The following is a 19648-nucleotide window of genomic DNA, read 5'->3' as shown; positions in this document are numbered from 1 at the left end:
CAGCCTGAAAGACGAAAGGTATAAAACGCTGAGGATAGACATGCAACAACACTCCCCTCTTGTGACTTTGCGCGAACTTGCTCAGGACGCAGCGGAAAAAGCCGCGACCCAACTGGCACAGATACGACAAAGCCATCAGCAAATGGAGCAACAACTCACGGCGTTAATGAGTTATCAGGATGAATATCGTACACGTTTGAACGACACACTAAGCAGCGGCATGTCCAGCTCGACCTGGCAGAATTACCAGCAGTTTATGAAAACACTGGAAATGGCAATCGAGCAACACAGATTACAGCTCAACCAATGGAAAAAACGGCTTGAGCAGGCTATGTCGCAGTGGCAGGAAAAACAGCAGCGTCTGAACGCGTTTGATACGCTGCAACAACGGGCAGAACATAGTTTGAAGTTACACCAGAATCGCATGGAGCAAAAACAAATGGATGAGTACGCACAACGTGGTGCACAACGGAGAATGAAACAATGAATCTCACTCTTTTGCCTACTGATTTAACCCTTGAAAAAAGTGTGGGGAAAAATCAGCAAGCACTGAACTCCTCTCAGGGCAGTAACGCCCCTAAAGAGCAGTTGACTGAATTCGGCCAGTTTCTCAGTGCAGAACAAAAAACCGCTGTTCAGACCGCTAAAAATCGCGCAGATGGCAGCAATAGCGAATCTGGAGAGAAACGTTCCACTGATAACCGGGACGAAGAAAAATTATCTTCTTCACTGACTGTCGCTGGTCAGGTCGCCAGACTGGATCAATCTTCTGTTTCAGGCGCTTTTGCATCCGACAATGATGCAGAATTCACCTTATCCGAAGAGGATGATCTTCTGTCTGCTGAAATGTTAATCAATGCGATGCCTATTCAGCTGGCGGGATTAATCAACCATCGTCCGACCGGCGAGGGTTCAGAAAACTCAGATGATTTACTGAGTACTGAAAATAGTCTTGAAGATACATTATCCGACAGGAAACTCTCTGGTAAAAAGACTAAAGCCGATATGACGTTGATGGCAACAGATCCGGCTGAAGAAAATGATTTGGATAGCGATATCCGTTCTTTTACCGCACAGCATACAGCCTCAGCCACAAACCGTGCGGCTCTGGCAACAGCTACCGGAAAAGTAAAAGCCACGGCTAACGGCACTGAGCAAAATTCAGAATCATCAGTTAGCGGAAAAGGGGATATCGTGAAGGCGTTTCTATCAACACAAGGAGCAACAGCACTGGCTTCAGCTGCTGTAGAAACGTCCTCTTCAAATACACTACACAATCTGTTCAATGCTCCCCTGCTCGCTACAGGCCATCAGGCTAACGGACAGATCCAGTTGAATAATGCTCCCGCACCTTTACTGAGCGCTCACCTCGGCAGTGAAGAGTGGCAGCAGCAACTCAATCAGCAGGTACTGTTTTTTAACCGGAACGGGCTGCAACAGGCAGAATTACGCTTACATCCACAGGAGCTGGGCGCACTGCATATCCGTATGAATGTTGAAGATAATCAGGCACAGCTGCATTTTGTTTCTGCACATCAACATGTTCGTGCTGCTTTGGAAGCCGCTCTGCCTAACCTTCGCCACTCACTGGCGGAAAACGGCATTCAGTTGGCTGAAAGCAGTGTGGGCAGTGATACATCAGGAAACTGGCAACAGGAACAGGCCGCTGATCCTCAACAGCATGCCAATACCGGTAGCCATACTGAAAATCACAGAGCACTGGCAGCAACACAGGCACCGGCAACTCATGAATCCACAATCCGGCTAACCCCTCAGCAACTAGCTTCAAGCCGGGGAGGCGTTGATATTTTCGCCTGATTATCTGCCTGATTTCATCATTTGCTATCAGAACACTGCAAAAAAATGAAACAGAGCCGATAACAAACGAGTGAGTTAATGGTTTTTTCCGCGCTTTTTCCTGCCATTGCCGGAACAAAGACGCGGGATAATTGATGTTGAATTTGTTGGATAAGGAACTCCGCCACGGAATGCGCGGTGCCTTACTCCACTACAGAAAACAGGAATTTGTCTGTCCATGTCTGATTATAGCTACGAGCGTAAGCGCACAAAAACAATTTGGATGATACTGCTAATACTGATTGCCGTATTGAGTACCGCCATCGGAGGATATAGCTGGTGGACAATGAAGCAATCCGGCAATAACAGTACAGAAAAAGCCAAAATCATAAGTACTCCGGTATTCATGACACTGGAACCTTTTACCGTCAATCTGATAGACAACGAAGATCATTTTGATCGCGTTTTGTATGTCGGCGTGACGCTGCGTCTGTCTGATGAAATAACTCGTCAGCGCTTCCATGATTACCTTCCTGAAGTTCGTAGCCGTATGCTGCTGTTACTATCCCGCCAGAGATCAACTGATCTGGCAAAAGATGACGGCAAAGTACGTTTAGTGGAAGACATTAAACAGACACTGAGCCCAACACTGATCCCCGGTGAACCTGATCAAGAGATCACCGATGTGTTGTTTACTACGTTTATTCTGCGATAATCACGATGAGTGACAATATTCTTTCACAGGCAGAGATTGATGCTCTGCTCAATGGTGACAGTGCTGCTGCGGATGACGTAGAACAAACTACGTCGTCAGTGGAAAGTGAGGTTCGTCCTTACGATCCGCATACACAGCGCCGTGTTGTACGCGAGCGTTTGCAGTCACTGGAAATCATCAATGAACGCTTTGCCCGCCAATTCAGGATGGGGCTGTTTAACATGCTGCGCCGCAGTCCGGATATTACGGTCGGTGCCATTAAGATCCAGCCTTATCATGACTTTGCCCGCAATCTGGCCGTGCCGACCAACCTCAATCTGGTTCACCTGAAACCGTTGAGAGGAACCGCACTGTTCGCTTTTGACCCCAGTCTGGTTTATATCGCCGTTGATAACCTGTTTGGCGGTGACGGACGCTTCCCGACTAAAGTGGAAGGCCGTGAATTCACCTATACCGAACAGCGGATCATCAATCGGATGCTGAAACTGGCACTGGATGCCTATCGTGACGCATGGGATTCCATTTTTAAGATTGACGTGGAATATGTGCGCTCTGAGATGCAGGTGAAATTCACCAATATTACGACGTCTCCTAACGATATCGTGGTCACCACGCCATTTACAGTGGAGATTGGTGACCTGTACGGGGAATTCAACATCTGTATTCCATTCGCCATGATTGAACCTCTGCGTGAACTGCTGACGAATCCTCCGGTGGAAAATGTACGGCAGGAAGACGGGCAGTGGCGTGACATTCTGGTGAAACAGGTTCAGAACTCCGAACTGGAACTGGTGGCAAATTTTGCTGATATCCCTCTGCGGTTGTCAAAAATTCTCCAGTTAAAACGCGGAGATGTTTTGCCGATTGAAAAACCTGAACGTCTGATCGTTCACGTTGATGGTGTGCCGGTGCTCACCAGCCAATATGGAACACTCAACGGGCAGTATGCCCTGCGCGTTGAACACCTGATTAACCCTGTTTTAAATGCTCTGGATGAGGAAAAGCCCAATGAGTGATGCTAAACAACCCGCAGATACCAGCTTGACTGAAGACTTGTGGGCAGAGGCGCTGGAACAACAGGCTGCACAGCTTGCCTCTGACAGCGGCTCGTCAATTTTTGAAAGCCTTGAACCGCAGGATGCGCTTTCCCAGCTTTCTGATATTGACCTGATTATGGATATTCCCGTTAAGCTCTCTGTTGAGCTGGGACGCACCAAAATGACTATCAAACAACTGCTGAAACTTTCTCAGGGTTCTGTTGTTTCACTTGATGGTCTGGCGGGTGAGCCACTGGATATCCTGATCAACGGCTATTTGATTGCACAAGGAGAAGTGGTCGTCGTATCTGATAAATACGGTATCCGTATTACGGATATCATTACCCCTTCTGAGCGCATGCGTCGCCTGAGTCGTTAACCATGATGGCGAACCAGCCTTCTCTTCATACTTCTTTCCAAAGTGGTGCGGCATCAGATGCCGCACCAATTGGTACAGCAGTAACACATACCCCTCCCCTTTCGGCCGGTCAGACACTGATGCAGGTCAGTAGTGCTCTGGGCGGGATCTTGTTACTGATATTTTTCATAACTTGGTTTATCCGCCGTCTGGGGCTTGCTCCTGCTAAAAATAAAAATCACCGGTTACTCAACATAAAAGCCAGTTGTTCACTTGGGGCAAAAGAGCGGGTTGTCGTGGTTGAAATCGAGGATAGCTGGCTGGTACTGGGTGTCACACCTCAACAGGTCACTATGCTACATCAGTTGCCTGTACCACCTGATGACACGGAAAAGGAAACCGTGCTCAAAACACTTCCTTTCGGTCAGTTATTAAAAAATAAGCTTCAGCGAAAAACCAGAAACGACAGGGACGGCGATGAAAAATAGAGTTTTCCTTATGATAGGCAATCAAATAAAAAGCCGGAAATTCGCCGCACATATTTCTCCGGCGCGTCTGGCATCTGTGTTTATGGCGCTCTTGCTGCCTCTGTTTCCCATGAATGCAGCCGCAGAGTTACCGGGCATCATCAGCCAGCCACTGGCAAATGGCGGCCAAAGCTGGTCATTGCCGGTTCAGACTCTGATTTTCATTACTGCACTGGGATTTATTCCCGCTGCACTGCTGATGATGACCAGTTTTACCCGCATCATCATTGTACTGGGCTTACTGCGTAATGCACTGGGAACACCTTCTGCCCCACCGAATCAGGTAATGCTGGGCTTAGCGTTATTTATGACTTTTTTCATTATGGCCCCGGTATTCGATAAGATTTATCAGGATGCCTATCTGCCTTTCAGTGAAGATAAAATCACGCTGGAAACGGCACTGGAAAAAGGTTCTCATCCTGTACGCCAGTTTATGCTGCGTCAGACCCGGGAAAACGATCTGGCACTGTTTGCCCGTTTGGCGAATCAGGAAGCATTTGAAACTGCCGATTCTGTCCCGATGCGGATTCTGGTTCCGGCTTTCATTACCAGCGAACTGAAAACGGCGTTTCAGATTGGTTTTACGCTTTTCATTCCTTTCCTGATCATCGATTTGGTTGTTGCCAGTGTTCTGATGGCTCTGGGGATGATGATGGTTCCTCCCGCCACAATATCGTTGCCATTCAAACTGATGCTATTTGTTCTAGTGGATGGCTGGCAGTTATTGCTTGGTTCGTTGGCGCAAAGTTTTTACGTCTAACAGAACTTCTCTTAAAAAGATCGAAAACGGTTTGAAAAATTATGACTCCAGAATCGGTAATGGCACTTGGTGTTGAAGCTATGAAAGTCGCATTGGCGCTGGCCGCGCCACTGCTTTTATCTGCTTTGATATGTGGTTTAGTGATCAGTCTGTTGCAGGCAGCGACACAAATAAACGAAATGACGTTGTCGTTTATTCCTAAAATTCTGGCCGTTGTTGTCACAATTATCGTTGCCGGCCCGTGGATGCTCAATCTGTTGCTGGATTACATGCGCACACTTTTCAGCAGTATTCCTACGATTATTGGTTAATCATGATCCCGTTTGACAGTGAAACACTTTCCCGCCTCGTCAGTGATTTTTTCTGGCCACTGGCGCGCCTTCTGGCCTTGTTCAGCATCGCCCCGATTTTTAGCGAAAAGCAGATGCCGATAAAAGTCCGCATCGGGCTGGCATTAGTGATCACTGCTCTGCTGGTTCCGACTATTCCATCACCCCAAATTCCGATCTTTTCCGTTGCCGGAATTTGGGTTCTGATCCAGCAAGTGCTGATTGGCGTTGCTCTGGGGTTAACTATCCAGATTGCCTTTGCTGTGGTGCGTCATGCCGGTGAAGTTCTGGGGTTACAGATGGGGCTATCTTTCGCCACATTTTTTGATCCGACCGGTGGCCCGAATATGCCAATCTTAGCGCGTATTCTGAATATGCTGATGATGCTGCTATTTCTGGCTTTTGACGGGCATTTATGGATATTATCCATTCTGGCTGATACCTTCTATTCCATCCCTATTCAGACTACCCAGTTAAATTCAAAAAGTTTTCTGTTACTGGCGCAGAGTGCCAGCCTGATATTTATCAATGGCATGATGCTGGCAATGCCACTCATTACTTTATTGTTAGTTCTGAACTTCTCGTTAGGTATGCTGAACCGCATGACGCCTCAACTTTCCGTGTTCGTAGTTGGCTTTCCCCTGACGCTGACAGTCGGCATTTTCACCCTCTCCCTGCTGTTCCCGATGCTGGTACCATTTACAGAACGGTTATTCAGTGAAATGTTCGATCGTCTGGCAGTGATTATTAATTATATGGTGCTGTAAAGAGCACCATTTTTATTCCCAACGCAGTAATCTGCTTTAGATTTTATTTTGATATACAGTTTACTGATACTGTATTTTTATTAGCCCGTTTTGATGCTTTAGCTCAAGGCTATCAGGTTCTGATGTTACTTTTAGCTGGGCTTGCCTTGGTCTCAACCCTCATCTGCTATTCTCTGAATCGAAAATAACTTCTGGGGCTCGCTTTGCCCGAGCCTCACTCATCACAGTACCTACACTTAAAATTAACTTTTCTTCAACAAAAAATATCGACATCTGATATTAATTTCAGTTAATTTAATTTTCTGAAGTTATAGTTCATTAAGTATTTTACATGGATATCGTCATCCAGCCTTATTATATTCCTTTGCATCAAGGTTAGTCTAAGGCGATATACATCTATTTTTCAAATGGATAAGAATTAAAGTCGGACTCTTATCAAGGAGAAATGAGAATGTTACATGAGAACTCTTCACAAATTACCTCAGCAATTCGTGATAAGCATCAACCTATTTCGAATACCTATCCTCTTAGCTCTCCTCAGCAGGCCATCTGGTTTGATCAGGCTCTTCGGCCTGACTCTTACGACTACCATATCAACATATTTATCTGTGTCGAAGGTGAGTTGAATGAAGAAATATTTGTCCGCGCCTTTGAACAGGTTGTTTATAGTAATGATTCTCTGAATCTGCAATTTATCAGTACACACGGCTTACCCGCGCAAAAGGTTGTCAGGCCACAATCTATTACCATGGATATCCTCGATTTTTCATTATATTCTGATGCAGAAATCCGAGCGAAAGAGCATATAAATGCTCAGTTGATACAGCCATTTAAACTGGATGATGTGCTGTGGCGAGCCAGTTTACTGCGAATAAGCAATACCTGCCGATATTGGCAGTTTTGCTGCCATCATTTGATTATTGATGGTGCAGGTATGTTCATATTCTCTGAAAAACTTCTCGATACCTATAACCGACTGGTGCAAGGGGAAATACCGGATAAGGTTGCTTTCTCTTATCTGGATTTCGTTGGAGATGAGCTCAATTATTTTTCTTCAGAACACTATTCTCACGACATGCAATTCTGGTTACAACGGTATGAAAAATTACCACCTCCATTACTTAAACCCGTCCACGTCAGTCATCCGTCAAGTGAGAAACCACCCGCACCTATTGCCACACAACCCGTTATCTGGCCACTGGAACAGGCTCTTTTTAAGCGCCTAGAAAAAGCTATAGGCGGGCGGAGACGACCACTCCTGTATTTTATGTATGCTGTTCTGGCCTGTTATTTTGCACGGACAACAGATATCAATGAAATTGTTATAGGTGTTCCCCTACATAATCGCAAAAATCCAAAACAAAGGCAGACTGTAGGGATGATTGCGGCAGTATTCCCGATTGGCATCACCATTGAGCCAGAAGATACTTTTCATGATCTCATGGATAAAGTCGCCGCTGAAATGCAGTGTTGTCATAAACACCAACGTTTCCCGATTGTAGAACTTAACCGACAACGCCATTCCCGGCAAAAAGCGGAGAATACGAAGTTATTTCATATCACCTTATCTCTGGAGTCGATTGAAGTTAATTTGGGGATAGAAGGACAGGATACCAAAATCAAGCTTTTTGACATGCAGTCCGGGATACCTTATCCACTGACTGTAAAAATAAAGCAATATACAAATATAGCCTGCTCTAATAATACCCCCCCTCCTATTTCCATTGAGCTCCATGCTTCTCCTGATTATCTGAGCCATCAGGAACTCATAATACTCCGCTCCCGCCTTGCCGTTCTGTTTGATGCCGCTCTCACTACACTGGAAACACCCTCTCTAAAAAATACGAAAATAGTTAACCTGCCTATTCTGTCCGATATCGAGCGTCAGCAGGTATTAGTGGATTTCAACACCACTCAGGCGAAATTTCAGCAGGATGCCCTGATTCATCAGTTGTTCGAAGCACAAGTACAACGCACTCCAAATGCAATTGCTTTGGTTTTTGAAAACCAGTCATTAACCTATGCCGAGCTGAATAAACGAGCTAATCGTCTGGCACACCACCTGATTACGCTTGGTATCCGGCCTGATGATCGTGTCGCTATTTGTATTGAACGCAGTCTGGAAATGATGGTCGGGTTATTGGGGATCCTCAAGGCTGGTGGTGCCTTTGTGCCCCTCGATCCGGCTTATCCGAGCAACAGGCTGATATATATGTTCAATGATGCAGAGCCTGTCGCGCTGGTGACTCAATCAGCAATAACAGAAAAATGGAATAAGAACCTGCCAACCATACTGCTTGATAACCCGCCATATTCAGTTTTAGATGAAAACTCGGCAGAAAACCCGAATATTCAGGCACTGGGACTCACCTCCCGTCATCTGGCTTATGTGATTTATACCTCCGGTTCAACAGGGCAACCAAAAGGTGTCATGGTTGAGCATCGCAGCCTGTGTAATCTGCTTACAACTCAGCAGAATCTTAACATCACGCCAGAAAGCCGGCTTTTACAATTTGCCTCAAATAGTTTCGATGCCTGTATTTGGGAATGCGGCATGGCATTACTGGCCGGAGCGCGTCTCTACCTCGCCAGACGGGAAGACCTTCTGCCCGGAAAAATCCTGTCTCATTATTTAGAAACTCATGCCATTACTTTTGCACTGTTATCCCCCAGTGTACTGGCGACAATGGATTCTCTTCCTGCAACGCTGCAAACTCTGCTCGTGGGAGGTGAAGCGTGTCCGCCTACGTTGGTTAAGCGCTGGGCGCAAGGGCGACGGATGATCAATGCCTATGGCCCGACAGAAACAACTATTTGTGCCACCTTGTACCAGTGTGACAGTCAGGAAAGCCAAGCACCTCCGATCGGCTATCCCATCGCCAATACCCAAATTTATATTCTTGATAAATACCACCAGCCCGTTCCTCCAAATATTACAGGAGAGATTTATATCACTGGTGCCTGTGTTGCCCGTGGCTATCTGAACCGTCCCGAACTGACTGCCGAGCGCTTCCTCACCGATCCGTTTTCTGCTGATAGCGGGGCTCGTATGTATAAAACCGGCGATCTGGGACGGTGGCTGCCAGACGGTAGAATTGAGTATCTCGGCCGCAATGATTTTCAAATTAAATTGCGTGGCCTGCGTATTGAGCTGGGTGAAATCGAGGCGAGGCTACATCAATGTGATGGCGTACACGAAGCCGTGGTACTGCCTTATGACAATACTTCTTGTGAGGCGCTTGCCGATCAAGACGCACCGGATGAACATAGTTCAGTATCAAAACATCTGGTTGCCTACCTGCTGCCTGAAACCAATGCCAGACTGGAACCCATGGCGCTACGGCAACAACTCTCGCAACACCTTGCAGAATATATGATACCCAGCGCCTTTGTGACACTTGATGCTTTTCCTCTGACTCCCAGTGGAAAATTGGATAGACAAGCTCTGCCCAAACCCGATCACACTTCAATCGTCACACGCAGTTATCAAGCTCCGGTAGGAGAGCTTGAAACAGTGCTAAGCCAACTCTGGCAAAAATTGCTCGGAGTGAAATATATCAGCCGCTACGATCACTTTTTCGAACTGGGCGGGCACTCACTATTAGCGGTGAGTCTGATAGAGCAACTAGGGAATATGGGCTGGGTTACCAGCATCCAGACTGTATTCGCTAAACCAGTACTGAATGAGATGGCTCAAGCGATACTCTCAGCTCAGCAGTATGCCACTCAGGGAAATATGAAGCAGGAAAACATACCTGCATTCACTGTACCCGCTAATCTCATTCCTGACGGCTGCACTGCCCTTACTCCCGACATGCTGACTCTGGTTTCTCTGTCTCAGCATGAGATTGATACCATTACTGCTGCCATTCCCGGAGGCGCTGCCAATATTCAGGATATTTATCCTCTCACTCCGCTACAGGAAGGGATTTTGTTCCATTATCTGTTGCAGCAACAGGGCGATACTTACCTGCTACGCAATTTGCTTGCCTTTGACAGCCGTGAACGACTGGACCGCTTTTTGTCAGCCTTACAACAGGTTATTAATCGTCACGATATTCTGCATACTTCTATCTTCTGGCAAGGATTGGAACAACCCGTTCAGGTTGTCTGGCGTCAGGCTCTTCTGAGTATTAAGACATTTTCGCCAAATCGTCATTTAACAAATAGTGAATCGGATATTCCTGAACAATTACGGGCACACACTGATCCTCATCAGTATCGCCTTAATATCAGTCAGGCTCCGTTATTCTCTGCTGACATTGTTTATGATCCATTACGTGATGAATGGTTACTGGCATTGTGTATCCATCACTTAGCCTGTGATCATGTAACACTGGAAAGTATCATTAATGAAATCAGCGCATTATTAGACAGTCATGCTCAAGAACTGTCTCCGGTATTACCTTACCGCAACTTTGTTGCCCAATCCCTGAATGTTCCGGCCTCATCTCATGAAGACTATTTTCGTGAAGTCCTCTCTGATGTGGAGGAACCAACGGTATCTTTCGGGATACTGGATGTTCATAGCGGAAATAAAGAAATCGCAGAGGCCAGACAACCTATTGATGCCAAACTAGCCAAAGCTATCCGTACACAGGCCAAACGTCAGGGAATAAGCCCCAGTATCCTGTTTCATACCGCGCTGGCTATGGTTCTGGCAAAAGTCAGCGGGCGCGATGATGTCGTATTCGGCACGGTTTTATTAGGGCGAATGCAGGGCAGCACCGGTATCAATCAGGCGATGGGTTTGCTTATCAATACCCTGCCTATCCGGGTTAAACTGGCGAATAACAGCGTACAGGCAACTATTCAGGAAACCAGCCACAGCCTGATAAGATTGCTGGAACACGAGCAGGCCACTCTGACACAGGCTCAAAACTGTAGCGGCGTGGCGCCCTCTTTACCGCTCTTCAACACCTTGCTTAACTATCGTCATAGTCAGTCGAATTTCACTTTTAATAAATGGGAAGGGATTCGTTTGCTGATGCAGGAAGAGAGAATTAACTATCCGTTTGGTCTGTTTGTGGATGACTGGGGCGATGGGTTCAGTCTGGTTGCTCAGAGCGTATCAGATATAGAACCCGTTCGTCTGATCAACTATATGACTACCACCCTGACGGGGTTGGTCAATGCGCTGGAAACCGCACCCCACCAGCCAATTCTGAGTATTTCGATTTTGCCAGCCAGAGAGCGACAACAACTGCTGGTGGATTTCAACACAACACAATCCTATCAAGAAACACAAAATTACCCGAATTTGGTATTTCCCCTCCATACAGCTACCGTTTCCCAGCAAAAATTTATTCATCAGTCAATTGAAAAACAGGCTCAGCATATGCCTGATGCGATTGCGGTGATCTTTGAAGAACAGTCATTAAGTTATACCGAACTAAACCGTCAGGCCAATCGGATTGCTCATTATCTGCTGACCCTCGGTGTACGCCCTGACAATCGGGTAGCCATCTGTACTGAGCGCAGTCTGGAAATGATCGTAGGATTGCTCGCAATTCTAAAAGCCGGAGGAGCTTATGTTCCGCTCGATCCCCACCAGCCAACTGAACGTCTGGCTTACATGCTTGAAGATTCGGCACCTGTTGCCCTGATCACTCAAACACCCTTTGTTAATCTCACAAATCGGCTGACCGATAGCATACCGATTGTCAATCTGAGCAATTGTGAATGCTGTATCGCAGATATGCCAGAGAGTAATCCAAACCCTGACACTCTGGGTTTAACCTCACACCATCTGGCTTATGTGATCTATACCTCTGGTTCAACCGGTGTGCCTAAAGGGGTGATGAATGAACATCGTGCTGTGATGAATAGTTTATTCTGGGCACAAAAAACGTATCAGTTAACACCGCAAGATCGGGTTTTACAGAAAACACCATTCAGTTTCGATGTTTCGGTCTGGGAGTTATTCCCCCCTCTAATGTTTGGTGCCCGGCTGATTCTGGCTCGTCCGGAAGGCCATAAAGATCCACATTATTTATTGTCAGAGACAGAAAAACACAAAATTACCTTCATCCATTTTGTGCCCTCAATGCTACAGCTCTTTCTCAGTGCGATCCCCGCCGGTCGCTGTCTTTCGTTGCGTCATATTTTATGCAGTGGAGAAGCATTTCCTTATGCCTTACAGCAGAAATGTCTGGCCTATTTTGCCCACTGCCAGTTACATAATTTATATGGCCCGACGGAAGCAGCAATTCATGTCACTGCCTGGCAATGTGTGGCGGATCGGTATGTCGGTCGCATTCCTATCGGAAAACCCATCGATAATATCCGCATTTATCTGCTCGATAATCAGAAAAACCCGGTTCCTGTTGGTGTTTCAGGTGAGCTGTATATTGGTGGGATCGCTGTTGCCCGTGGTTATCTGAACCGCCCTGAGTTAACGAATAAGCATTTTATTTCTGATCCATTTTCTTCAGATCCTGATGCCCGTCTGTATAAAAGCGGCGATCTGGCTCGATGGTTACCTGATGGTAATATCGAATATCTCGGTCGTAACGATTTTCAGGTCAAGATACGAGGTTTCCGTATTGAGCTGGGTGAAATCGAAGCGAAACTGATGCAATGTCATGGTGTACGTGAAGCGGCTGTCATTGCCCGTGAAGACGATTCTCATGAAAAAGCCGCTAATTGTGAAAAAGCAGTGGGTGGTAAACAGTTAATTGCTTATCTGCTTGCAGAACCTGATACAAATATTGATCCCGCAAAACTAAGAGAACAACTCGCACAACACCTTGCCGAATATATGCTGCCCAGCGCCTTTGTGATCCTTGATACCTTTCCATTAACCTCGAGTGGTAAACTCAACCGCAAGGCACTGCCAATGCCGGATCAGGCTGCACGGGTAACTCGTCATTATCAGGCACCTATCGGAGCAACCGAAACAGAGCTGGCCAAAATTTGGCAGGAACTGCTAAAACTGGAGCAAATTGGTCGTTATGACAATTTCTTTGAGTTAGGCGGTCACTCCCTGCTCGCCATCCAGTTTGCCACGCGCATACGCCAGAAACTTGCGCGGGAACTGCCCTTACAGGAGATTTTTTCTCATCCTGTTCTGGCTGATTTAGCTGTGCTGATCGCCAATACTTCTGTGACAACTCAAACCACCATTACCGCCGCTGAACGCGACCAACTCCTGCCGCTCTCTTTCTCGCAACAGCGTCTGTGGTTTCTTACTCGCCTTAATAGCGAAATCAGTCTGGCCTATCAAATTCCGACTGTCCTGCATTTGAGCGGACATCTCGATCATGCTGCGTTTGCAACAGCACTTGACCATCTCGTCAGTCGACATGAAAGTTTACGTACCCGTTTTGTACTGGTGGATGAACAGCCTTATCAGCATATCGATAACGCGAATACCGGATTTTCTCTGACTCATCACGATTTACGCAGCTTAGATGAAACAACCCGCCTGAGCCGCATCAACGAACTGGTTAAAATCGAAAGACAAACACCGTTTGATTTCGCCAATGAATCCATGATTCGGGGCCAGTTACTGCAACTGTCTGATAAAGAACACGTACTGATCCTGATCCAGCATCACATCATTACTGATGGCTGGTCACTGGGAATATTGCTCCGCGAACTTAGCGCGCTCTACTCCACTGCTCTGGGAGAAAATAAGACTTCCTTGTCTCCGCTTTCTATCCAGTATGCTGACTATGCTGTCTGGCAACAAAAATGGCTACAAGGCGAGGATTTTGCTGTACAAAAAGAGTTCTGGCAAAACCAGCTTCAGGGAGCACCGGCATTACTGTCTCTTCCTACTGATTACCCACGCCCACCAGAACAAAATTACACAGGAGATCATATTCCTGTTCACTTGAGTGCTGATTTGCTCTCTGCACTCAAAGCGCTCGGACAACGCCAAAACACAACTTTGTTTATGACATTGCTCACTGCCTGGGGAATTGTACTTACCCGGCTAAGTGGGCAGAACGATATTGTTATCGGCTCCCCCGTTGCCAACCGTTCACACAGTGAACTCGAAGGATTAATCGGCTTCTTCGTCAATACCCTGCCTTTACGTATCGAAACTGAACAGTGCCACTCCGTGGCGGATTTACTCACCCATGTCCGTGAGCGCTCGCTTGCAGCTTACGCTCATCAGGAGCTGCCTTTTGAACAGTTAGTGGAAATTCTGCATCCTGAGCGCAGCCTGAGCCATAACCCGATCTTTCAGGTTATGCTGGCACTGAACAATACAACCATACCATCCCTCGAATTACCGGGATTATCCGCTTCATTAATGGAACAGCCGCACAGCACCGCCTATTTTGACCTGACACTGGCACTGACCGAAACTCAGGATGGACTCAGAGGTTATCTGGAATACGCATCAAGCCTGTTTGACAGAGCAACAGTTCAACGCATCGTGGGTTATCTCACCAATGTGCTGACAGCCATGACGTTAGACGAAACGCAGGCTATTAGCTTCCTGCCGATGTTATCGGTTGGGGAGCGTCAGCAATTATTGACTGATTTCAACAGTATTCCACCGGTTCAGTGTAATAAACCAACCCAAAGCCCTGTTACCGGTTTTTCACAGAATATGTTGATTCATCAGCTATTCGAAGAACAAGTACAACGCACACCCGATGCAACGGCAGTGATCTTTGAAGAACAATCATTGAGTTATGGCGAACTTAATCGCCTCGCCAATCAACTGGCCCACAGCCTGATTGCCTTTGGCGTTCGTCCTGACGATCGGGTGGCAATTCATATTGAGCGGGGGCTGGATATGATTGTTGGCCTGCTTGGGATTTTAAAAGCAGGTGCCGGTTACGTTCCGCTTGATCCGGAATATCCCGTCGAACGGCTGACATACCAGCTCACTGACAGTAAGCCCGTCATATTACTGACTCAGAAACACCTACAAACTCGCTTACCAATACAAAATATCCCTATCTGGTTACTGGATGATGAAACTCATCGGGATAAGATGCAAAAACAACCTGCTCATAATCCTGACCGCCAGCAAACAGGAATTCAGCCATATCATCTGGCTTATATCATTTACACCTCAGGTTCAACCGGAAAGCCAAAAGGCGTTATGCTCGAACACCGCAATGTGGTCAGCCTTATAGGCGCTCACTGCCAAATTAGTGAACCCGGCCCGAAAGATCGTGTGCTTCAGTTTGTTACCTTCGCATTTGATATTTCAGTATCAGATATTTTTCCTACCCTGGTCTCCGGCGCTACGCTGGTACTTCGTCCTTCTTATCTCAAAGTACCGGACAGTACTTTTGTCGATTTCATCCGTGCACAGAAAGTCACGATCATTAATGTACCGACTGCTTTCTGGCATCATTGGGGACAGGAGATAAAAGCCGGACGCAGCGGTTTCAGTTCTTGCATTCACACTCTGATTGTTGGGGGGGATAAAGTAGAACCCCGCTGTTTAATAGACTGGTTCTCATGCCCGGAAACAGCAGACTGCCGCTGGTTCAACGCTTATGGCCCAACAGAAATCACCATTACAGCAACTGCGACCATGGTCAACAGGGAAATGATGATGGGCAGCAACAATCATATTTCCCCCATCATTCACAGTATCCCGATTGGGCACCCGCTCTCCAATACTTGCGTCTATATTCTGGATACGCTTGGTCAACCTGTTCCTGTCGGTGTAAGTGGCGAAATCCACATCGGTGGCATGGGTGTTGCGCGGGGTTATTTAAACCAACCAGAACTGACTGCCGAAAAATTTGTTGTTGATCCTTTTAGCAAGCAACCCGATGCCCGTATGTATAAGACCGGTGATCTGGCTCGCTGGCGCGCTGACGGTAATATTGAATACCTCGGACGCAATGACTTTCAGGTCAAGATCCGTGGTTTCCGTATTGAGCTAGGCGAAATTGAAACCAGACTGCTCCAGTGTCAGGGTGTACGTGAAGCTATCGTGCTGGCCCGCGAAGAGAGTTCTTATTCAAAAGCAGGGCATGATAAACGCCTTATTGCCTATCTTATCGCAGAACCCGATACAAAACCGGAACCTGCGGAGCTACGCCGACAACTTGCACAATATCTTGCTGACTATATGCTGCCCAGCGCATTTGTAATACTGGATGCGTTCCCGCTGGCCCCTAATGGAAAACTCGACCGTCAGGCACTGCCTGCACCGGATCTGGCTGCTGTCGTTACCCGTACTTACATAGAACCGCAGGGTGAAGCAGAAACAGCGCTGGCTGAGATCTGGCAGGCATTATTGAGGTTGGAAAAAATCGGACGTTATGACCATTTCTTTGAACTGGGCGGTCATTCACTGATGATTATCAACTTAGTCGAACGACTACGCTGCCGTGGCTGGAGCCTTAATATCCGTGAGGTATTCGTCACGCCGATTCTGGCTGAAATGGCAAAAACGATGCAAGTCACAGAGGATAACCCAGCGACATTCGCCATCCCTCCTAACCTGATCCCTGATAACTGTACCGCGATTACGCCTGGCATGTTGCCGCTGGTTTCTCTGGCACAAGATGAAATTGATCTGATTGCTGCTGGTATTTCAGGTGGAGCCGCTAATATTCAGGATATCTACCCTCTTGCGCCATTACAGGAAGGTATGTTATTCCATCATTTGATGCAAACACAGGGAGATGTTTATCTACTACATACCCTGTTCGCATTCGATAGTCGTAAACGTCTTGATGATTTCCTGAACGCTTTACAACACCTCATTAATCGCCATGATATCCTACGCACCGCCATCTGCTGGGAAGGATTAGCTCAACCGGTACAGGTTGTTTGGCGTCGGGCATCCCTGCATATCAAGACCTTTATACCGGATACAGATAGTAGCGAAGGCATTCCGGCTCAATTGTTAGCGTACACTGAGCCTTGTCAGCACCGCCTTGATATCAGTCAGGCACCATTATTCTCCGTCGATATTACCTATGACCCACATCAGGATGAGTGGCTGATGGCTTTCTGCTGTCACCACATACTTAATGACCATATGTCGCTGGATCATATCATCGCTGAAATCAGGGAGCTGCTGCACCAACGCATTGAACCACTACCTCCGGCACTGCCCTATCGTCACTTTATCGCCCAGTCTCTGCGTATGCCGATAGCAGATCACGAAGCCTTCTTCCGTGAAATGCTTGCCGACGTGGATACGCCTACCGCTCCTTTCGGAATATTGGACATCTACAGTGAAAACAGGCAGATAACTGAGGTCATCAAACCACTGAGAGCATCTCTGTCCAGAGACATCCGTAAGCAGGCAAGCCGTCAGGGAGTCAGCCCCGGCGTATTATTCCACGTAGCACTGGCACAGGTACTGGCAAAAATAAGCGGACGGGATGATGTGGTCTTCGGTACTGTTTTACTGGGACGAATGCAGGAAAATGCCGGTATTGAACAAACGCTGGGGCTGTTTATTAACACCCTGCCTGTGCGTATTCGGCTGGTAAAAAACAGTGTGCAGGAAACCGTGAAAGCAACCTATCGCAGTCTGACACAGTTACTTGAACACGAGCAAGCATCACTAGCACAAGCACAGCGCTGTAGCAACATAGCACCACCTTTGCCACTTTTTAATACGTTGCTGAACTATCGTCATAGCCAGTCAAATGTCACCAACACGCTATGGGAAGGCATACATCTAGTGACCGGCAAAGAAAGAACGAATTATCCTCTTTATCTGGCAGTAGATGATTTAAGTAAAGGCTTCCTGCTGAGTGCTCAGTCAGTTACGGGAATTGATCCGGCCTATCTGATTACCTGTATGACCACAACGTTGTCCGATCTGGTACACGCACTGGAAAATGAACCACAAAAACCGATCATGGATATTTCTACTCTGCCGACCACTGAACACCGGAAATTACTGGAGGACTTTACCGCCGCTCAAACTGGCCTGCCACCCGCTATGCAAATTTCACCTCAACCTGCTGCTGTAGCCTATCAGGCGCCGCTTGGTAATGTTGAAATTGCACTGGCAGAGATATGGCAGGAATTATTGGAACAGAAACAAGTAAGTCGTCATGATAATTTCTTTGCACTGGGGGGCCATTCATTAACAGCGGTGCAATTATTAGCCCGTATGCAGAAACAGAATATGGAAATCCCACTCGCACTGCTGTTTTCTCATCCGACAATATGCGAATTGGCTGAAGTTATAGATCAAAATCATACTATTGGAGTAAATAGCTCTGATATTAATTGTTAGATAAGGTAAGAAAAAGAATTAGCTCCACTGTAAGTGAGTGGGGCTAATTCAATATTTATGAGCACCAATTTTCATTGGTCACTACATCTGAATCATATTTGTAGATAAATTAAAACTCTAAGTTACGGATAAAGCGGTAATCGGCAGATTCCGCCTTGAGACGGTACAAGTTAGCTGGGCGGCCTCTCTCATGGCGTTTCTTACCAGTATCAATCAATAAGTCGGCTTGCTCTAAACGGCGTCTGAAAGATTTTTTTTGTAATGTTTTGCCAATTAGAACTTCATGGACATGCTGTAATTCCGTCAGCGTAAAAACTTCAGGCAGCGCAAATCCTGGTACGATGGAATACAGTGATTTCTGTTGTAGTCTCTCCCTAGCTTGCTGATACAGCTGCGTATGGTCAAAGGCCAGCGGCATTGTTCCTATTTCGTCAATAGGAACCCATTTAACAGATTCGACAGCATCAATATGATGTTCACAGGATTGATAAGCAATCAGCGCGGTATAGCATACAGTGACGGACCAGCCCCGTTTATCGCGCTGACTGTTACCAACAGTACATAGCTGCTCAATATAGGGAGGGATCACGCCTGTTTTTTCTTTTAACTTCCTTAAGATCGTCTCTTCAAGTGTACCGTCCTTAAAAGGCTTGCATGATGAGTATCAATATTTCTTGAATAGTCTTCCCGAAAATCTCCGGAGCAGAGTGATGATTTGCCAAGGCCCGGATAATATTAACGAATTTTCTGATATAGTTAACCTCAGCTTCGCTTAAAAATAGCGATCTCATTATCCCGCAGATTCAAGCTCGGTTTTTTAGGTTGGAATGTATAAGCAATAAGGCCAGCAGCAACTTCCAATAAAAAACCGAGTTGACTGCGATGCCTTGAATGCTCTATCTGAGAAATATTCTTGAGCTGATCGATGACGGTTTCTATCAAAAACCGCCGCCTTAACATCAATCTATCCCAGAGAGATAATACCTTGGCTTTCATGTTACTCCGGACATTCGTGATTAACGTGACACCTTCCGCTTCCAATTCATCACATAAAGCCTGGGATAAGTATCCTTTATCACCATACAAACAGCCTGTTAATCCTTTTGTCAGCGCTTTGACTGGCTGGCGATCATCCGTGTTTCCTGCGGTGAGTTTCACGGCTAACAAT

At 46.7% G+C, this 19648-nt stretch carries 11 protein-coding genes and 1 pseudogene; 10 read left to right on the top strand and 2 right to left on the bottom strand.

All coding sequences use genetic code 11. The features are described 5' to 3' along the window. Window positions 1-40 precede the first annotated feature (40 nt). The 10 genes from fliJ (at window position 41) to AACS92_RS02125 (ending at window position 18480) form a co-directional block, all read left to right on the top strand. On the top strand, window positions 41-487 hold the full coding sequence (gene fliJ / locus AACS92_RS02170) for a flagellar export protein FliJ (protein WP_086956259.1): 447 nt from the start codon (window positions 41-43) through the stop codon (window positions 485-487). Next, on the top strand, window positions 484-1818 hold the full coding sequence (locus AACS92_RS02165) for a flagellar hook-length control protein FliK (protein WP_099109730.1): 1335 nt from the start codon (window positions 484-486) through the stop codon (window positions 1816-1818). Before fliJ ends, AACS92_RS02165 begins: the two co-directional genes overlap by 4 nt. Before the next feature lie 217 nt (window positions 1819-2035). Further along, window positions 2036-2512, top strand: a complete 477-nt coding sequence (fliL, locus tag AACS92_RS02160; RefSeq protein ID WP_099109729.1) for a flagellar basal body-associated protein FliL — start codon at window positions 2036-2038, stop codon at window positions 2510-2512. A gap of 5 nt (window positions 2513-2517) precedes the next feature. Continuing rightward, the gene (fliM, locus tag AACS92_RS02155) at window positions 2518-3528 is read left to right on the top strand and encodes a flagellar motor switch protein FliM (RefSeq protein ID WP_099109728.1); all 1011 of its coding nucleotides are present in this window, start codon (window positions 2518-2520) and stop codon (window positions 3526-3528) included. Then, the gene (gene fliN, locus AACS92_RS02150; protein ID WP_099109727.1) at window positions 3521-3928 is read left to right on the top strand and encodes a flagellar motor switch protein FliN; all 408 of its coding nucleotides are present in this window, start codon (window positions 3521-3523) and stop codon (window positions 3926-3928) included. Before fliM ends, fliN begins: the two co-directional genes overlap by 8 nt. Window positions 3929-3930: 2 nt before the next feature. Further along, window positions 3931-4395: a flagellar biosynthetic protein FliO gene (gene fliO / locus AACS92_RS02145; protein ID WP_099109726.1), complete on the top strand. Its 465-nt coding sequence runs from the start codon at window positions 3931-3933 to the stop codon at window positions 4393-4395. Window positions 4396-4477: 82 nt separating this feature from the next. Continuing rightward, window positions 4478-5194, top strand: a complete 717-nt coding sequence (gene fliP, locus AACS92_RS02140; RefSeq protein WP_099109879.1) for a flagellar type III secretion system pore protein FliP — start codon at window positions 4478-4480, stop codon at window positions 5192-5194. 41 nt (window positions 5195-5235) lie between these two features. Further along, window positions 5236-5505: a flagellar biosynthesis protein FliQ gene (fliQ, locus tag AACS92_RS02135; protein ID WP_099109725.1), complete on the top strand. Its 270-nt coding sequence runs from the start codon at window positions 5236-5238 to the stop codon at window positions 5503-5505. A gap of 2 nt (window positions 5506-5507) precedes the next feature. Beyond that, the gene (gene fliR / locus AACS92_RS02130; protein WP_099109724.1) at window positions 5508-6290 is read left to right on the top strand and encodes a flagellar biosynthetic protein FliR; all 783 of its coding nucleotides are present in this window, start codon (window positions 5508-5510) and stop codon (window positions 6288-6290) included. A 451-nt stretch (window positions 6291-6741) separates the two neighbouring features. Then, window positions 6742-18480 (top strand): non-ribosomal peptide synthetase, encoded by an 11739-nt coding sequence (locus tag AACS92_RS02125; RefSeq protein WP_099109723.1) that lies wholly within the window; start codon window positions 6742-6744, stop codon window positions 18478-18480. 109 nt (window positions 18481-18589) lie between these two features. Here the strand turns inward: AACS92_RS02125 and AACS92_RS02120 are convergent. Further along, window positions 18590-19123 (bottom strand): annotated as a pseudogene (locus tag AACS92_RS02120) (NUDIX hydrolase); the annotation flags it as partial. 119 nt (window positions 19124-19242) lie between these two features. Next, on the bottom strand, window positions 19243-19648 hold a 406-nt coding region (locus AACS92_RS02115; protein WP_153044759.1), incomplete at its 5' end, for a transposase.

The sequence above is a fragment of the Xenorhabdus sp. KJ12.1 genome (genome assembly GCF_963876495.1).
In the GTDB taxonomy this organism is placed as follows: Bacteria; Pseudomonadota; Gammaproteobacteria; order Enterobacterales; family Enterobacteriaceae; genus Xenorhabdus; species Xenorhabdus stockiae.
This window is presented reverse-complemented; position numbering and strand designations above follow the sequence as displayed.

Excerpts from the sequence above, each read along its gene's own strand:
- fliJ (WP_086956259.1), top strand. The coding sequence starts at position 41 with ATGCAACAACACTCCCCTCTTGTGACTTTGCGCGAACTTGCTCAGGAC.
- AACS92_RS02165 (WP_099109730.1), top strand. The coding sequence starts at position 484 with ATGAATCTCACTCTTTTGCCTACTGATTTAACCCTTGAAAAAAGTGTG.
- fliL (WP_099109729.1), top strand. The coding sequence starts at position 2,036 with ATGTCTGATTATAGCTACGAGCGTAAGCGCACAAAAACAATTTGGATG.
- fliM (WP_099109728.1), top strand. The coding sequence starts at position 2,518 with ATGAGTGACAATATTCTTTCACAGGCAGAGATTGATGCTCTGCTCAAT.
- fliN (WP_099109727.1), top strand. The coding sequence starts at position 3,521 with ATGAGTGATGCTAAACAACCCGCAGATACCAGCTTGACTGAAGACTTG.
- fliO (WP_099109726.1), top strand. The coding sequence starts at position 3,931 with ATGATGGCGAACCAGCCTTCTCTTCATACTTCTTTCCAAAGTGGTGCG.
- fliP (WP_099109879.1), top strand. The coding sequence starts at position 4,478 with ATGGCGCTCTTGCTGCCTCTGTTTCCCATGAATGCAGCCGCAGAGTTA.
- fliQ (WP_099109725.1), top strand. The coding sequence starts at position 5,236 with ATGACTCCAGAATCGGTAATGGCACTTGGTGTTGAAGCTATGAAAGTC.
- fliR (WP_099109724.1), top strand. The coding sequence starts at position 5,508 with ATGATCCCGTTTGACAGTGAAACACTTTCCCGCCTCGTCAGTGATTTT.
- AACS92_RS02125 (WP_099109723.1), top strand. The coding sequence starts at position 6,742 with ATGTTACATGAGAACTCTTCACAAATTACCTCAGCAATTCGTGATAAG.